The 15,744-nt window shown below is 38.6% G+C and carries 16 protein-coding genes and 1 tRNA gene; 7 read left to right on the plus strand and 10 right to left on the minus strand.

The window, feature by feature from the left end; genetic code table 11:
* Genes rpmJ through rplQ form a run of 6 tightly spaced genes read left to right on the plus strand, consistent with a single transcriptional unit; the run spans position 1 to position 3,183 of the window.
* Positions 1-117 (plus strand): 50S ribosomal protein L36, encoded by a 117-nt coding sequence (gene rpmJ / locus IPI65_03380; protein MBK7440586.1) that lies wholly within the window; start codon positions 1-3, stop codon positions 115-117.
* A gap of 25 nt (positions 118-142) precedes the next feature.
* Positions 143-523 (plus strand): 30S ribosomal protein S13, encoded by a 381-nt coding sequence (gene rpsM, locus IPI65_03385; protein MBK7440587.1) that lies wholly within the window; start codon positions 143-145, stop codon positions 521-523.
* A 41-nt stretch (positions 524-564) separates the two neighbouring features.
* Positions 565-963 (plus strand): 30S ribosomal protein S11, encoded by a 399-nt coding sequence (rpsK, locus tag IPI65_03390; GenBank protein MBK7440588.1) that lies wholly within the window; start codon positions 565-567, stop codon positions 961-963.
* Positions 964-992: 29 nt separating this feature from the next.
* Positions 993-1,598, plus strand: coding sequence for a 30S ribosomal protein S4 (gene rpsD, locus IPI65_03395; GenBank protein MBK7440589.1), 606 nt, complete (start codon positions 993-995; stop codon positions 1,596-1,598).
* 24 nt (positions 1,599-1,622) lie between these two features.
* Positions 1,623-2,621 (plus strand): DNA-directed RNA polymerase subunit alpha, encoded by a 999-nt coding sequence (locus IPI65_03400; GenBank protein MBK7440590.1) that lies wholly within the window; start codon positions 1,623-1,625, stop codon positions 2,619-2,621.
* A gap of 37 nt (positions 2,622-2,658) precedes the next feature.
* Entirely contained in the window at positions 2,659-3,183 is a 525-nt protein-coding gene (gene rplQ, locus IPI65_03405; GenBank protein ID MBK7440591.1) for a 50S ribosomal protein L17, read from the plus strand.
* 55 nt (positions 3,184-3,238) lie between these two features.
* Here rplQ and IPI65_03410 read toward each other — a convergent pair whose 3' ends face one another.
* The 8 genes from IPI65_03410 to IPI65_03445 all read right to left on the minus strand — a co-directional run bounded on the left by IPI65_03410 (position 3,239) and on the right by IPI65_03445 (position 13,659).
* A complete protein-coding gene (locus IPI65_03410; GenBank protein ID MBK7440592.1) occupies positions 3,239-4,126 on the minus strand; it encodes a T9SS type A sorting domain-containing protein in 888 nt (295 codons plus the stop codon).
* A gap of 67 nt (positions 4,127-4,193) precedes the next feature.
* Positions 4,194-5,117: a T9SS type A sorting domain-containing protein gene (locus IPI65_03415; protein MBK7440593.1), complete on the minus strand. Its 924-nt coding sequence runs from the start codon at positions 5,115-5,117 to the stop codon at positions 4,194-4,196.
* 139 nt (positions 5,118-5,256) lie between these two features.
* Positions 5,257-6,120 (minus strand): T9SS type A sorting domain-containing protein, encoded by an 864-nt coding sequence (locus IPI65_03420; GenBank protein MBK7440594.1) that lies wholly within the window; start codon positions 6,118-6,120, stop codon positions 5,257-5,259.
* A 117-nt stretch (positions 6,121-6,237) separates the two neighbouring features.
* On the minus strand, positions 6,238-7,122 hold the full coding sequence (locus tag IPI65_03425) for a T9SS type A sorting domain-containing protein (protein ID MBK7440595.1): 885 nt from the start codon (positions 7,120-7,122) through the stop codon (positions 6,238-6,240).
* 85 nt (positions 7,123-7,207) lie between these two features.
* On the minus strand, positions 7,208-9,766 hold the full coding sequence (locus tag IPI65_03430) for an alkaline phosphatase family protein (GenBank protein MBK7440596.1): 2,559 nt from the start codon (positions 9,764-9,766) through the stop codon (positions 7,208-7,210).
* Between the two features lie 67 nt (positions 9,767-9,833).
* Positions 9,834-10,031, minus strand: coding sequence for a hypothetical protein (locus IPI65_03435; GenBank protein MBK7440597.1), 198 nt, complete (start codon positions 10,029-10,031; stop codon positions 9,834-9,836).
* 220 nt (positions 10,032-10,251) lie between these two features.
* Positions 10,252-13,341: a gliding motility-associated C-terminal domain-containing protein gene (locus IPI65_03440; protein MBK7440598.1), complete on the minus strand. Its 3,090-nt coding sequence runs from the start codon at positions 13,339-13,341 to the stop codon at positions 10,252-10,254.
* 244 nt (positions 13,342-13,585) lie between these two features.
* Positions 13,586-13,659 (minus strand) — tRNA-Asn (locus IPI65_03445).
* Positions 13,660-13,872: 213 nt separating this feature from the next.
* Between IPI65_03445 and IPI65_03450 the strand changes: the two genes are divergently transcribed.
* Positions 13,873-14,793: a sugar kinase gene (locus IPI65_03450; GenBank protein ID MBK7440599.1), complete on the plus strand. Its 921-nt coding sequence runs from the start codon at positions 13,873-13,875 to the stop codon at positions 14,791-14,793.
* Here IPI65_03450 and IPI65_03455 read toward each other — a convergent pair.
* Together IPI65_03455 and IPI65_03460 are read right to left on the minus strand one after the other, a co-directional pair.
* Complete coding sequence (locus tag IPI65_03455) at positions 14,790-15,032, minus strand: cytochrome b5 (protein ID MBK7440600.1); 243 nt, start codon at positions 15,030-15,032, stop codon at positions 14,790-14,792. The two genes, IPI65_03450 and IPI65_03455, sit on opposite strands and share 4 nt — an antisense overlap.
* Positions 15,032-15,739 carry a GNAT family N-acetyltransferase gene (locus IPI65_03460; GenBank protein MBK7440601.1) on the minus strand — a complete coding sequence of 236 codons (708 nt, stop codon included), beginning with the start codon at positions 15,737-15,739 and terminating at the stop codon, positions 15,032-15,034. Before IPI65_03460 ends, IPI65_03455 begins: the two co-directional genes overlap by 1 nt.
* Between the last annotated feature and the right edge of the window lie 5 nt (positions 15,740-15,744).

Consider the following 15,744-nt stretch of genomic DNA (forward strand, 5'->3'; position numbering starts at 1 on the left):
ATGAAAGTAAAACCATCAATAAAAAAACGCAGCGTCGATTGTAAGATCGTGAGAAGAAAGGGAAGGCTGTATGTGATCAACAAAAAGAACCCTAAATTCAAACAACGTCAAGGTTAACATTTAAAATTTTTGAATTAATAATATGGCAAGGATTGCTGGTATTGATTTACCTAAAAACAAAAGAGGCGTAATAGGCCTTACCTACATCTACGGGATTAGTAACTCTACTTCCAAGAAAATTCTGGCTTCAGCAAATATTGATGAAAGCAAGAAGGTAAAAGATTGGAACGATGATGAGATTAATGCTATTCGCTCATTTATAAATGATGAGTTGAAAGTAGAAGGTGCATTGCGTTCTGAACAACAACTGGCTATCAAACGCCTAATGGATATCGGATGCTATCGTGGTGTTCGTCACCGTAAAGGTTTACCGGTTCGTGGTCAACGCACCAAAACAAATTCAAGAACCCGTAAAGGTCGTAAGAAAACAGTTGCGAATAAAAAGAAAGCACCTAAAGGATAATAATTAAACAGTAAGTTTTACTATATACATTTATTTATAAAATGGCTAAAACAACAACAGCAAAAAAGACAGTTAAAAAAAGGATAGTAAAGGTGGAAGCCGAAGGACAGGCCCACATACTAGCTTCTTTTAACAATCTGATTATCACTTTTACCAATATGACCGGACAAACCATTTCATGGGCTTCGGCAGGTAAAGCAGGATTCAGGGGTTCTAAAAAGAATACGCCTTATGCGGCGCAGGTAGCTACTTCAGATGCAGCGAAAGTTGCTTATGATGCAGGTTTGCGCAGAGTAGAAGTATTTGTAAAAGGACCTGGCTCAGGACGTGAATCAGCAATTCGTTCAATTGTATCATCAGGAATAGATGTAACAGTTATTCGCGATATCACACCACTTCCGCACAACGGATGCCGTCCTCCTAAAAAGAGAAGAGTATAATCAACTAAACAATTAAATCTAACAGATCAATGGCAAGATATACAGGGCCCACCACGAAAAAATCAAGATCATTTGGCGAATCCATATTCGGATACGACAAATCATTTGATAAGCGTAAATATGCGCCGGGTCAGCACGGACAATCCCGTAAAAAGAAAAGCTTGAGCGAATATGGTGTTCAGCTTAAAGAAAAGCAAAAAGCGAAATACACTTATGGTGTATTAGAACGTCAGTTCCGCAAAACTTTTGAAGCAGCAACCCGTCGTCACGGTGTTACCGGTGAAGCATTATTGCAATTACTGGAAGCTCGTTTAGACAATACAGTTTACCGTTTAGGTATTGCTCCAACACGTCGCGGTGCTCGTCAGTTAGTTAACCACAAACATATTGAGGTGAATGGTTCTGTTTGCAGTACACCATCAGCTTCTTTACGTCCCGGTGATGTAATTACGATTCGTGAAAAATCAAAAGATATCGAATGGTTAAAAGAAGCGGCTTCCACAGCATCCAGAAAATTTTCATGGTTAGAGTGGAACCCAACTCAAATGAAAGGCGTTTTTGTAAGCTACCCTGAACGTGATCAGATACCTGAAACGATCAAAGAACAGCTTATCGTCGAACTTTATTCTAAATAAAATAATTAAAAAACACCTATTAATATGGCATTACTTTCATTTCAGCGTCCTGATAAAATCACTTTACAAAAAGCAACGGATTTTGAAGGTACTTTCGAGTTTAAACCTTTGGAGCCAGGCTTTGGTGTTACAATCGGAAACGCGTTACGCAGAGTATTATTAAGTTCACTGGAAGGTTTTGCAATCTCATCAGTAAAAATCAGCGGCGTTGATCACGAATTTTCAACCATCACCGGCGTTATGGAAGATATTACTGAGATTGTCCTCAACCTTAAACAGGTTCGCCTGAAAAAAGAATTGGGTGGCGATGAAAATGCAGTAGAAAAAATCTTCATCTCGTTAAAAGATAAAGAAGAATTCAGAGCCGGTGATATCGAGAAACATACAAACAGTTTCCGCGTTACCAATCCTGATTTACTCATTTGCAGAATGGAACCTTTTGTAAAACTGGATATCGAATTAACTATTCAGAAAGGAAGAGGTTATTTACCAGCAGAAGAAAATAAAAATATCGATAAAACAATTGGTGTTATTCCAATTGATGCTATTTATACGCCAATTAAAAACGTAAAATACAATATCGAAAATACCCGTGTGGAACAAAAAACCGACTACGAAAAATTAGTAGTTGAAATTAAAACTGATGGAACTATTCATCCTGAAGATGCCATTAAAGAAGCTGCAAGAATTTTAATTCAGCACTTAATGTTGGTTACAGATGAAAACATCACTTTCCATACCAGCGGCGAAAAAGAAGTTAATGTAGTTGATGAGCATACTTTACACATCCGTAAACTGTTAAAAACACCGCTTGAAGATTTAGATCTTTCAGTTCGTGCCTATAACTGTTTGAAAGCTGCGAAAATCAATTCATTATCTGAATTAGTAAAATACGATACCAACGAATTATTAAAGTTCCGCAATTTCGGTAAAAAATCGTTAGTGGAAATTGAAGCAATGGTGTTGGACAAAGGTTTACAATTCGGTATGGACCTTTCTAAATATAAATTAGAAGAAGATTAATCTCGATGTTGTGAAACATCACTAAAAAAATTGAATAATGAGACACGGAAATAAAATTAACCACCTCGGAAGAAAATACGCGCACCGTAAAGCAATGTTGGGTAACATGGGTGTATCGCTCATCATGCACAAGCGCATTAAAACAACTTTAGCTAAGGCAAAAGAATTACGCGTTTACATTGAGCCGATTATCAATCGCGCAAAAGAAGATAATACGCATAATCGTCGTGAGGTGTTTTCTCACCTGCAGGATAAAGAAGCAGTAAACGAACTGTTTACAGAAATTGCAGGAAAAATTGCAGGACGCAACGGTGGTTATACCCGCATTTTAAAAATAGCTGAAACCCGCGTTGGTGATAGCGCTGAAACTGCTTATATCGAGCTTGTTGACTACAACGAAAACATGCTTAAAACTGCTAAAACAGCAACTAAAAAACGCAGTCGCCGCGGTTCTGGTAAAGCATCTGATAAAAAAGCAGTTGACGCTGATGCAACAGCTAAAACCGAAACCAAAAAAGAAACAAAAACAGAAGAATCTGCTGAGGAACAAGCTGCAGAATAATTTTGATTTTTTAAATACTACTCAAACGGGGGTGAAATTTTTTCATCCCCGTTTTTTATTTTCCGGAAAGATATACCTGCTTGTTGTCGGATGTTGTTTCACTATTTAGTTGCACAATGTAATTTCCTGCCGGCAGTTGAGGTGCAATAATTGTAGTGGAGAGATTAATAACTTTCTGAGTCATGATACATTTTCCCTGTAAGTCATATAAATTGAAATATAAATCTGAAATAACTGTTTGATATATTTCAAGATGAATGGTATTACCTTCTGCAAAAATGGTATTTACATTTAATGCTTCAGATGCATGCACACCTACAGGAATAAATGTTGAAATGGGTGTATTAGGCGTAGATTCAATTGCATAGTCTCTTATGGTAAATGATTTATTATTTATAGCCACATCTAATCTTGCCCACCCGTAATAAGTACTGTCGTTATCCTGTAAACGTAAACCAATATATTTTTTTGTTTCACCGAAAATCCATTGGCCTGCTGCATAAATAGGATAATAAAAATAAGATGCAACAATTGCATAAAACTGATAAACCATCGTTTGTGTTGCATCACTTAAAAAATTTCCGGCATATGGGCCGATTTCTATTCCTTCGTCAATTACATAAGGATAGGCGTAAGCACCGCCGCTTGCCGTAAACGCAGCTATGGCGTTACCTGCTTCGGGTAATGCAAAAATTCCATTGAATACATAAAAATTAGCGCCGCCATAATAAGTGAAATTTAAAAAATTGGTGCTTGTAAATAAGAATGTGAAATCGTCGGCGCCATCGTTGTTTAAATCCAATAAATATAACTGACCGGGATTGCTAATAAATATATCCGGTTCAATATCAGTATATTGTATTTCTGCTGATGCATTTGATGATTGTAAAAAAGTAACAGCAATAGCAGAATAGGTGGCTATATTTAATTTATTTGACCGCATTCTTATCTTAAAAATACAAAAAAAACCTCCGGGTGTTCCCGGAGGCTATAAAAAATAATGTTAAATATTATTTTTGAATGCTTACTGTTTTAGTATACACACCGCTTTCGTTTGTTACAACCTGCAATGTATAAGCACCTGCTGCAACATTATCAAGATTGATTTGCATACCGTTCATATTTAATTCATTTTGGTAAACAACTTTACCTTCTAAATTAAATACTTTAACTGTTGCACCTGTAGTTTGTAAATCTTTAACTACAACATTAATTGTTGATCCAAAACTATAAGCATTTAATTGATTGTTTTGAATAACTGTATGAATACCAACAGTTTCTCCTGTTTCAATTGCAGCTTCTTCTGACATTTTAACAGCATAATCGTGAATGGTAAATTCATGATTGTTATCATCAACAGATAAACGCGCCCAGCCATAATAACTTGCACCGCCATCATCTAACCTTAATCCAACAAATTTTTCAGTTTTGCCAGACCAGTTTCCAACAGGTGAAGTGAACCAAGCTAATGTAGTTCCGGAAGCATAATAACTTTGGATACCTAAATAAAATGCCATTATCTGATTGCCATACAAGGAGTTCGTATTAAATTGCATGTCACCATCAATAGTAACACCGGCATTTAATGCATAAGGTAATAATGTGCCTGAAGTAAATGAACTTCCGCCTACGGCACCATTATATGAATAAATTAAAACATCCTGAATTAAACCACCCCAAGTTGCACCACCGGTGCTATTGAAAACTCCGGGAGCACTAAAGTCATTGATTTTAAAAGCAAAATCAACTGAACCATCACCGTTAAGGTCTAATTCATAAAATTCGCCGTTTTCGCTAAATGTTTCATCAGGATTTACATCAGTATACATCACTTGTCCTGATGCAGACGTGTGTGCCAAGATAAATGCACCGGCCATACCTGAGTAACCGGCCAATTTTTTTGCAAATTCTTTTTGGGTAGAAACTTTTTTCATTGTTACAGATTAAAGGTTAGTAAAATATAAGGCGAATGTAATAAACTTTTGTGATTCGAAGTATCATGGAATTGTTATTTAACTGCATAAAAAAAGCCCCTGGAAAACCAGAGGCTTAAAATATGCTATACGTTCAGAATTAATTCTGGATGTATAATTTTTTAGTGAATTGAGCGTTATCAGCGCCGGTTAATTGCACAGTGTATAAGCCTGTAGCAACTTGATCAAGGTTGATTGATAAGTTGTTAGCAGAAACACCAGCAGTGTAAACTACACGACCGTCGATGTCAAATACGTTTACAGTATTGATACCTGCGTTTACGTCTTTAACGATAACGTTGATTGTACTTCCGTAGCTATAAGCAGAAACCTGGCTTTCGTTTAAAGAAACGATGTTGATTCCGCCACCAGTTGTAGCACCGGCTAAGATTGCAGCATCAGCTACATCGTCATAAGCATAATCTTTTACAGTTACGCTAACTGGTCCAACTTCTACATCTAAACGAGCCCAACCGTAGTGAATTTCACCATCGATGTCGAACATAACGCCCATGTAGCTATCAGTTGTACCTGCAAACGGTCCGTAAGTAACGCTGCTGTAAATTGAAGCTAAGAAAGCAATGTTAGCGCTGTTTGAAAGGAATCCTTGATCAGGTCCGATATCATCACCAGCAGCTAAAGCACTACCGTAAGGTAAAATTGCTCCAGTGTAACCAACAACCATGTTTGAAGGTCCACCGTAACCGTAAGAACTTAAGTTACCAACTACGTAACCCCAAGTCCAGTTACCAGCGCTGTTAGCAGCACCAGCCATTAAGAAATCAGAAACACCGTTGTTATCAAGGTCAAGCGCATAAAGTTCGCCAATACCAAAAGTAACATCTTCGATGTCTGTGTAAACTACTGTTGCATTTGCATCAGTACCAGCTGCAACAAATGCACCGGCCATTGCTGAATAAGCTGCTAATTTTCCAGCTTTTTTTGAATTGTAAAGTTTTTTCATATCTGCAGATTGTTTTAAAAATTCAAGGGCGAATGTAACAATTTTTTTTGATTGTGATTAGGTTTCTGACCAATTTCTGACAAAAAAAAACCGGGAATTTAGTTCCCGGCTGAAAGTTTATTTTGTTAAACTGACCTGTTTTTTCATGCTTAGGTCGTTTTGGCTTATATAAACCAGATAATTTCCGGAAGGTAAATCGTTACAATCCATAGTAAAACTGCCACTTGTAGCTTGTTGAGCCTTTACTTGTTTACCGGAAAGGTCAAAAATTGCGATTTCCGAATTGCCTTTCACTGATTCGGGAATTGTTACATACACTACAGAAGCATTGCTGTAAACAGAAGCATCTGCTAATGGATTATTCACCACATCGGTAGCTGTTTGACCTGTAAAAATGGCCTTGTTGGCTTCATTTTCATAAGCATAGTCATGAATAGTGATTGAACCGGCGTTATCAGCAACGGAAATACGCATCCAGCCATAGTAACGGTCTTTGTCAACGTTAAGTCTGAAACCCATATAACCCATATTGCTATCTAACCAAATGCCACCCTGATATTCATAATAAGGGAATCCTGCAAGCGAAACCTGCACACTTACACCGAGGGTTCCTGAGCCTTCTGCAAAATTATCTTCGCTGTTGATGCCTTCGCCATCAGGTAAAATTGGTGCATAAACACCACTATAACCGCTGTAGGTAACCAAAGAACCTAAAATTTCGTTGCCATTAAGTGCTGACATGCCTGCAACGCGAACATTGTAGGTAAAATCGATACCATAGTAAGTGCCGGTGCCCAAAATAGAATAAACAAAGAATCCTAAATCATCGGTGCCGTCGCTATTTACATCAATTGTAATCTCACCGCCTTCACCACCAATTGCTAAATCAGGATCTAAATCTGTGTATACTACAGTTGCCTGTGCACTGTTTACTGCTAAAAATGCAGCAGCACTTGCCGCATATTGAATTAATCTTTTGTTTGAAAGTGTATTGTTTTTCATACTGTTTGTTTTATGATACGAAGATAGATATAGTTAAAAGTTTGAAATGCTAAATATTGTTAACCAAATTCAAATGAAGGTCATTTTATTTAGCACTTTTTTCACGATGTAAACTTTTGTCAACCACTTTTGCCATTTCTTCAATATTCAAAGTATTACCTAAAAATGCATTTACTTTTTGTAATTCCGACATCGGGTCATTAACTAAATTGCGATGTGAAACAAAAAGTATTTCCATATTTTGTTGAGCCGGAACCCAAGTGTGAATACGTTCAAGATTTTGTTTGAACACATTCAATACACGAATATTTAATGCATCTTCTTTTGCTTTGCCATCGCGCACGAGCATTTTATGCTGACTTTGAATTACTTCATCCAAATCGCGTTCCATAAATATGATTTTATATTTATAGTTGGCAGGTAATTCAAATAATAACTGGCTAATTACTTTTACGCATTTGCCCATTGCATCTTTAACCCAGTTTTTATTTCGAGCTAATGATTTTACGAGTTCATGTTCGTAATATCCTTTAGGATTATTTTCGTCGGGTTGACGAATGCCATCTGTAAAAATATCTAAGCCACCTTTATCCATCATTTGCATCATCATACTGGTGCCGGAACGTGGTAAGCCTGAAACAATTACAATATCGCCTTTAAAATATTCCTGAATTTTTGCTTTATGGTCTTCTGCAATTTCAGGTTTTTTAAGATGGTCGTTATAAATTGTGGTGAGCATTTGTCGTGCTTTATTTATACCCGGCGCCATTTTTAAACATACTTCAAAAGCTTCAGCACTGCGTTCGTATTCTTGCATGTAATATAATGCTTCACCCAAATGATAATGTGCAAACGGGAAGAAATACGTTAAACCAACTGCATTCAGAAAACAATCAACAGCTTCTTCAAAGTTTTTGCGACGTAAATGCGTAACGCCCAAACCGTGATGTGCTGCGGAATTGCCCGGATCGTGTTCTAATTCATTTAAGAATGCTGTTTCTGCTTTTTTCCATTTTTTTAATGCAAGATAACAACGTCCTAATTGCATATTTACTCGCGCAACCGAAGGCATATCTTTTTCGATTTGTTCGAATAAAGTCATTGCATCTTTAGGGCGGTTTTCGATAAGCAATAAATTGCCTTCCATAATTTTCATGCTGATAGATTCACGACCTTGTTGTACATCTTTTAATTTAGATAATACATCACGTGTTTCTGCAACTTTATTTATCGATTGATAGGCGTGAGCTAATCGCATTCCGTAACGCGTAGTTGATGGATTTTCTTCAAATAGTTTTGTAAGAATTTCAATCGCTTCATTATATTTTCTTCCATTCATATAAGAACGGGCGAGATAATAATTATTTTCGTTTACGGTACTTTTAATTGCCTTTTCAATATTTTCACTTGGGCGTTCAATATATCCGAGTTCAATTAATTGCTCCATTGCTTCTGCTGCTGCATATGGATCTTCCTGTTTATCTTTTGGATGTTCACCACTGTTACCCGGAATATCATCCCAGCTATCAATTTTATCAGGAATAATAGATTCTTCGAAAGCATTTACTAATACATTTCCATCCATATCGGCACCAATTGGCAAACCGAACATGGTTAAAATTGTTGGAGTTACATCTAAAATTGATGCACCATAAATACGTTCATCTTTTTTAATTCCCGGGCCGTTTAAAACGAAAATTCCATAAGGGCTGTGTTCCAAAGCAGGAGCAGCAGGTTCTTTAGGTAATTCGATAGGACGTAAATGGTCAGGGTGGAAACCGTGATCAGAAATAAGCATAACGGTAACATCAGGACCTGCAAGCTGAAGTAAACGTTCCAGCATCATATCATGATATTTGTAACCGCTGATCACTACATCTTTATACAGATTAAATAAATCGTCCGGTACCATTGGCATTTGTGGCGGATGGAATTTCATAAATCCGTGACAGAAGTGGTCAATTGCATCGTAATACACGCCAACAAAATCCCATTCTTCATTTTCGAGGATATAAGTTGCGGCAGCGTGAATGGTTGAACAATCGGCAATTACTTTTGTAAGCATGCCCAATCGTTTATCTTTTTCCTGGTCAATTTTAGCTGCATCAGGAATAAACGGCATAATATGGGCAGCAGTTAATTCACCCGGATGAATGCGCAATTTTTTGTAGAAATCTGCTTTTTCAGCAGGGTGCACGGTGCCATCCAACATTGGCCATGGTTCGTTCATTGGCTTGGTAGCACGCTGATATAAGTTGGAAATCATGGTACCATTAATCGGCTCAGCCGGATGTGATGGCCACCAGCCAACAACATGGCTTTTCATGTCGTGCTGATTAAATATATTCCAGATTGCTTTTACTTTTCTAGAAGTAATATATGCAGGACGGATACCTTTTCCTGAAGGATCAGGTTCAGTGAAGCCAATAATACCGTGTTTGTACGGGCGTTTTCCGGTTGAAATGGACGTCCATAACGTTGGCGATAAAGGTGGATCTAATGTTGCGAAATTTCCCATAACACCACCGTTTACTAATTTTTCGAGTGTTGGCATGTGGCCGGCATCCATTAAGGGACTAATCACTTTCCAGTCGGCTGCATCCCACCCGATAAGGAGTACTTTTTTTGCTATTCTTTTACCCATGATTAAATTGTAAGATTGAATTAAAACAATACATTTTCAGCAATAATTGATTTACTGAATTGTGTGTTTAATTTTCGGTTTGATTGTTTTCAGTTTGCTGTTTATTGGCCTCTCTGGCTTTTTGGTATTGACGACGAACCTGGCGCCATGCAATTACACCTTTATATCCGAGGGCTAATAAACCCAATGAGCCTTCAACAGGAATTTTGAAAGGCTTGCCATCAGGAGTTGTGATAGCTATTTTTTGTGCTTGTTTCTTTTCCATTGATAAAAATTAATAAAGAATGCAAATTTAACGGATACCGCGCGGGTTTACTAATTTGAACTGATGATTTTGCTCAAATAATAACATGGTTGGGCATCTTTAATATTTGGTGCTGCCATTAAGTTTAACTCAGGCAAAAGAATAAGATTCGGAGGAAATTTGTCGATTCCGGCAAAAAATGATTTCTACCCCCAAAAATGGTTGTTAAAAAAATTGCCGATTACCGAATCAGGGTAACGTTACCTGTTACGAGCTGACGCACATTTTCCTTGAGTTGTACTTCCATCATATACACGTAAACGCCCTGACTGAGGGCTTCTCCGTTCAGTGTGCCATCCCAACCGGTTGTTGGATTGTCGGCAGGTAGATTTTGTGTAGTAAACACTAATTCGCCCCATCTATCGTAAACGTTCATCGATAAAATGGATTCCAAATCGGTGCCGAAAGCAAAGAGGTAATCGTTAATATTATCGCCGTTTGGCGTGAAGGTATTCGGAATAAAAATGACAGGTAAAAATACCGGTACAACGGTTACCAGAATATCGTCGGTAGCCACGCAGCCATAAATATCCCAAGAGGTAACGGTATAGGTATTAGATAACAATGAGTCGAAAATTGGTGATGCACAATCCACACAACTCAACCCTGCAGGCGGTTCCCAAAGGAAGGTGCTGCCACCGGTTGCGTTTAAAACGGTAGTGGTATATTCTGCAATTATTTTATCTGTACCTGCATCTACGCTGTTTTGAATTACTTCAATAGTTGCGGTTGCAGTATTAGTGCATCCATTATAATCTGTGTAAGTATAGGTGGTGTTATATATTCCGGGAGTGCCTGCGAGAGCCGGGTCAAATTCATCTCCTAAAACACCGGTACCGCTGTATGTTCCTCCGGTTGGGTCGCCGACCATTAAAACCGCATCACCTTCTAAACAAACAACTTCGGGAATTGTAAGGGTTGGAATTGGCAATGCATTTACCGTAATAAAAAATGTTTTTGTTTCAGGGCAACCCGGGCTGGTGTAAGATACGGTATAAGGTCCGCCGGGTGTTGATGCAGCCAAATTTATGGCGCCGGTTGTTCCATTAATGGAAAGGCCGGGATCCGCAGTAAATGAGCCACCCGGATTTAGCACATAATCGGGTGTAACTGTTCCGGTGGCACAATAGGTGTCTTTATCGTATGAAAAACTGGCATCGGTTAATGGTAAAATTTCGATAACCAAGGTGCTGTTATCGCTGCATAAACCGGCAGGAGTTGTATAAGTGATGGTATATAGACTTCCCGGAATACCTGTTGTTAAATCAATTAGACCTGTTGCAGGGTTTACAGATAATGTTGGCGGGCTAACCGTAAAGGTTCCCCCCGGAGTAGCAATTGTTGTAATAGCCGCTGTGCCATAATTACAGAATTCTGTAGCGCCATATGAAAATGCAGGGTCATCTAAAGGATCAATCGTAATGGTTTCAGTTGAACTATTTGAGCATGGCCCTGCCGAGGTGGTGTAGGTAATGGTATAAGTTGTTCCTACATCGCCGGTAGCCAGATTAACCATACCTGTTGCCGCATTGATACCCATAGTTGGAGGGGAAATTGTAAATGTACCTCCCGGTGTTGTTACAAAAGCCGGTGACATGGTTCCCGTAGGGCAATAACTAGGGGCGCTGTATCCAAACGCAGGGTCATCGAGCGGATCAATTAACACTGTTGTGGTGCCTGTTGAGTTACAAGGACCGGCAGGAGTTGTGTATGTGATGGTATATAATGTGCCAACAGCACCGGTTGTAAGGTCAATAACGCCTGTAGTGGGATTAACTGTTAAACCTGCAGGGGCAACCGAAAATGTTCCACCCGGGGTTCCGATTGTTACCGGAGTTGCTGTGCCTGTAGGGCAAAAGCTTGGTGCACTGTAAGCGATAGTAGGATCATCCATCGCATCGATGGTAATGTTAACTGAATAATCACTTATACAGATTACCCCAACAGTATAGGTAATGGTATATGTAGTTCCGATTGTGCCTGTACTCAAGTCGATTTCACCTGTAACAGGGTCAATTACCAAACCGGCAGGCGAAGCAGTAAAGTCACCACTTGCTGTGGCGATGTAAGTAGGTGTAGTAGTGCCACTCGGGCAATAACTTGCTGCATCATAGGTAATGGTAGCATCCGGGTCAGTAATAATTGTAAAGAAGTCGGTTGCAGATTCAGGGCAAAGTCCGCCAATACTGTAAGTAACTGAGTATGAGCCTGGTGTACTTGCTGCGAGGTCAATTTGACCGGTTGCCGGGTCAATAACCAAACCTGCCGGTACCGATGTAAAGGTTCCACCCGGGTCGCCTGTAATTACAGGTAAAGCTGTGCCGTATGTGCAATAAAAAGGGTCGTAAGAAAAGGAAGGGTCAGGATCAACAACAATAACGGTTACCTCTTCTTCATAATCTATACCTGAACAGCTTTCTAAAAATGCCGTGTAAGTAGTGGTTACGGTTGGGCTTACCGCAATTGAATCGCCGTATCCAACTATTGCGCCTGCTGCGTCGTACCAAATTATACCATTTGGCACAAACCTGGTGCTTTCATTTGAGGTAGTCCAGGCAGTTGAATTCCGGCCGGGAGCGGTAAATGCTGTTAAACCATCTAAACTATGCACACCCTGAGTGGCAGTTCCACCTGCCCAGGCCGGGCAGTTTGGCTTATTGGTCAGGTGATTTTCAATTATGTTGGTTGTTTCGTTGAGTACAATCTGAAATTTACCGAAAAGGCCTGTGCAGCTAAACATGGGCACATTATCATAACTCACTACAAATTTTCGGTTAGGGGCAGTTCCAATAGTTTGGTATTTGATACAAGAACCGACAGGAGTGCATAAGCCGGGATGCCAGTCCTGCCAAGGCCCCATAATACAATTTTTAGGCACATTAACACCTGTGCTTGGAATTGTAGCCGACGTGTAGGTTGTAGTAAGTGCTCCGGGGCCACCAAAACTTACCCATCCGTTTGAGCCTACATAACACTTCGTGTATTCGTTACCTAAAAAACAAAATGAAAATCCGAGGTCAATAGCCTGACTGTAGCTATCATCGGTTAATCCGCCACCGCCGGTTTTAGGAACCATTGTTCCATCGTAAAGCTCAGGTGCGTAAGGGTACGTTTCGAATGTATAACTTGAAGTACCATAAGAGGGCGCTGAAAACACCTCTAATATTGCGGTTCCGCCGGGACAAATAGAAGTATCTTCTGATGCAACTATTTGTGCCTGTGCCACTTGTAACACAAAAATGGTGGTAAGCAGGGCTGAAATTCTCCTCATTATGGCTGATAGGTGTGTTTATAAAAAGTGGTGCAAGTTAATCAAATTTAAAAAAAATCAAAGCAAAAGTTAACAGGAGAAATGCACCATGTAGGGAAAAGCCAAAAAACGGTGATGAAATGGCAGTTTTTTGCTCCCCAACCTGTCCCGATAGCTATCGAGAGTACCAGGTATCTACATTTTTTTGGAAAATATTATTGGAAATTATATAAAACACAAAAACCTACCAAATGGTAGGTTTTTGCTCCCCAACCTGGACTCGAACCAGGGACCTACTGATTAACAGTCAGTCGCTCTAACCAGCTGAGCTATTGAGGAATGTTTCTTTTGAAACGGGATGCAAATTTATTTTCTTAAATCCATAATGCAAAGAATTTTGACAAATTTAATTAAGCTAAATATTTCGTTTTCGCTTGAAACCCTTTGATAGATTGTGTTTTCGGCGTTAAATTAAAGTTGTGTAAATAAAAGTAATATTAAAAAAGAGCATCTTAAGCACATAAGTGTTTTCTTTGCAGCAAAATTTAAAATATGAGTATTCTGGTAGTAGGAACGGTAGCTTTTGATGCAATTGAAACGCCTTTTGGTAAAAAAGATAAAGTAATTGGTGGTTCGGCTACTTATATCGGTTTGTCGGCTTCTTATTTTTATAACAAGATAAAATTGGTGTCAGTAATTGGCAGTGATTTTCCAAAAGCAACTATTGCCCAGTTTAATAAAAAAGGTATCAACACTGATGGTGTTCAGGTGATGAAAGGTCAAAAATCATTTTTTTGGTCAGGCCGTTACCATATGGATATGAATACGCGCGATACGCTGGTGACAGATTTAAATGTGCTTGCAGATTTTAATCCTGTATTACCGGAAAGTTCACGTAAACCCGAATTTTTGATGTTAGGTAATATTGAACCATCATTACAAATAAAAGTAATTGAACAATTAAAAGCGCGTCCAAAATTAATTGCTATGGACACCATGAATTTTTGGATGGATATTGCGCGCCCTACATTAGATAAAGTATTAACCATGGTTGATTTATTAATTATCAACGATGAAGAAGCGCGTCAGCTTACCGGCGAATATTCGTTAGTAAAAGCTGCGAAAAAAATTATGAAAAACGGCCCTAAAACGCTTGTTGTAAAAAAGGGCGAACATGGTGCATTATTATTTCAGGGTGATCAAGTATTTTTTGCGCCTGCACTACCACTTGAAGAAGTTTTTGATCCGACAGGGGCGGGTGACACATTTGCTGGTGGTTTTATGGGATATCTTGCAAAAACAAAAAACATTTCATTCACCAATATGAAACGCGGAATTATTTATGGTAGTGCGATGGCTTCATTTTGTGTTGAAAAATTCGGTCCGGAACGTTTATTGGAATTAAAAAAATCGCAAGTTGCTGAGCGAGTTCAATCGTTTGTGCAATTAACGAAATTTAATATCAAAGCTTAATCGTTAATTAAGCGGCCGATTACTTTAAATTTTTCAAAAACACTTTCCGTGTGCGGCGCATCGGGCAGTTCGTGTGTTAGGTCTTGTCCGGCAAAATGCTCGTAGTGTTGTCCGCGGCGCCATAATCTGCTTTCGGTTACGTCATAAATAATGCCTTTATACGCAATCCATATTTCGTCACGGTCTTGTCCGTTGCGCAATGCCAATTGAAATTTATTGTATTCGGGAATTGTATTCATTATAACCAGATATGATAAATATTTTCCTGTTTAATTATTTTACCGCCACATTTTTCATACAATTTAATTGCCGGTAAGTTGGATAATTGTGTTGCAACAATTAAATGGTTTAATTTTTTTTCGAAAGTAATATTTTCTACAAATTCAACGAGTAGTTTGCCATAACCTTGATGTTGATATTCCTGTTTAACGGCAATTAATCCAATTTCTGCAAATTCATTTTTAAAAGCAATTGTTATCATAGCGTTGGGGTCATCTGCGTTACCGATAAAATAAATCTCATCGCCCATGTTACCATTTAACGATTGGAACACCCATTCGCGATACATTTTTTCAAAACTATTTTCCGGTAACAAAGGGTCATTTTTAAAACGGGAATATTTACCACTGCTTATTCCTAAACTGATCAGATTTTCATTTGCCGGGTCGGTCCATTTTTTTACCAGATTTATTTTTTGAGGTTGTATTTCGGAGCAGGGTAATTCAAATACTGTTTTGGTGTCGCCGTGAAATACGTTATTGGCCGATGCAATTTGGTTTGCAGTTAAATCTTCAACAGGTATTTTCCAATACAATAATTGATAATTTTTCTGTTTGGCCGAATTAATTACTTGCGGAAATGCACTAATATCTCCCGAAAAGGTAAGTTCTCCGGTTTTGAAACCAAAAAAAGCAGAATCCCAAACTTTATCTTCAATAACAAACATGGTTC

The sequence above is a fragment of the Bacteroidota bacterium genome (assembly GCA_016706255.1).
Classification (GTDB): domain Bacteria; phylum Bacteroidota; class Bacteroidia; order Chitinophagales; family BACL12; genus UBA7236.

Excerpts from the sequence above, each read along its gene's own strand:
- rpmJ (MBK7440586.1), top strand. The coding sequence starts at position 1 with ATGAAAGTAAAACCATCAATAAAAAAACGCAGCGTCGATTGTAAGATC.
- rpsM (MBK7440587.1), top strand. The coding sequence starts at position 143 with ATGGCAAGGATTGCTGGTATTGATTTACCTAAAAACAAAAGAGGCGTA.
- rpsK (MBK7440588.1), top strand. The coding sequence starts at position 565 with ATGGCTAAAACAACAACAGCAAAAAAGACAGTTAAAAAAAGGATAGTA.
- rpsD (MBK7440589.1), top strand. The coding sequence starts at position 993 with ATGGCAAGATATACAGGGCCCACCACGAAAAAATCAAGATCATTTGGC.
- IPI65_03400 (MBK7440590.1), top strand. The coding sequence starts at position 1,623 with ATGGCATTACTTTCATTTCAGCGTCCTGATAAAATCACTTTACAAAAA.
- rplQ (MBK7440591.1), top strand. The coding sequence starts at position 2,659 with ATGAGACACGGAAATAAAATTAACCACCTCGGAAGAAAATACGCGCAC.
- IPI65_03410 (MBK7440592.1), bottom strand. The coding sequence starts at position 4,126 with ATGCGGTCAAATAAATTAAATATAGCCACCTATTCTGCTATTGCTGTT.
- IPI65_03415 (MBK7440593.1), bottom strand. The coding sequence starts at position 5,117 with ATGAAAAAAGTTTCTACCCAAAAAGAATTTGCAAAAAAATTGGCCGGT.
- IPI65_03420 (MBK7440594.1), bottom strand. The coding sequence starts at position 6,120 with ATGAAAAAACTTTACAATTCAAAAAAAGCTGGAAAATTAGCAGCTTAT.
- IPI65_03425 (MBK7440595.1), bottom strand. The coding sequence starts at position 7,122 with ATGAAAAACAATACACTTTCAAACAAAAGATTAATTCAATATGCGGCA.
- IPI65_03430 (MBK7440596.1), bottom strand. The coding sequence starts at position 9,766 with ATGGGTAAAAGAATAGCAAAAAAAGTACTCCTTATCGGGTGGGATGCA.
- IPI65_03435 (MBK7440597.1), bottom strand. The coding sequence starts at position 10,031 with ATGGAAAAGAAACAAGCACAAAAAATAGCTATCACAACTCCTGATGGC.
- IPI65_03440 (MBK7440598.1), bottom strand. The coding sequence starts at position 13,341 with ATGAGGAGAATTTCAGCCCTGCTTACCACCATTTTTGTGTTACAAGTG.
- IPI65_03450 (MBK7440599.1), top strand. The coding sequence starts at position 13,873 with ATGAGTATTCTGGTAGTAGGAACGGTAGCTTTTGATGCAATTGAAACG.
- IPI65_03455 (MBK7440600.1), bottom strand. The coding sequence starts at position 15,032 with ATGAATACAATTCCCGAATACAATAAATTTCAATTGGCATTGCGCAAC.
- IPI65_03460 (MBK7440601.1), bottom strand. The coding sequence starts at position 15,739 with ATGTTTGTTATTGAAGATAAAGTTTGGGATTCTGCTTTTTTTGGTTTC.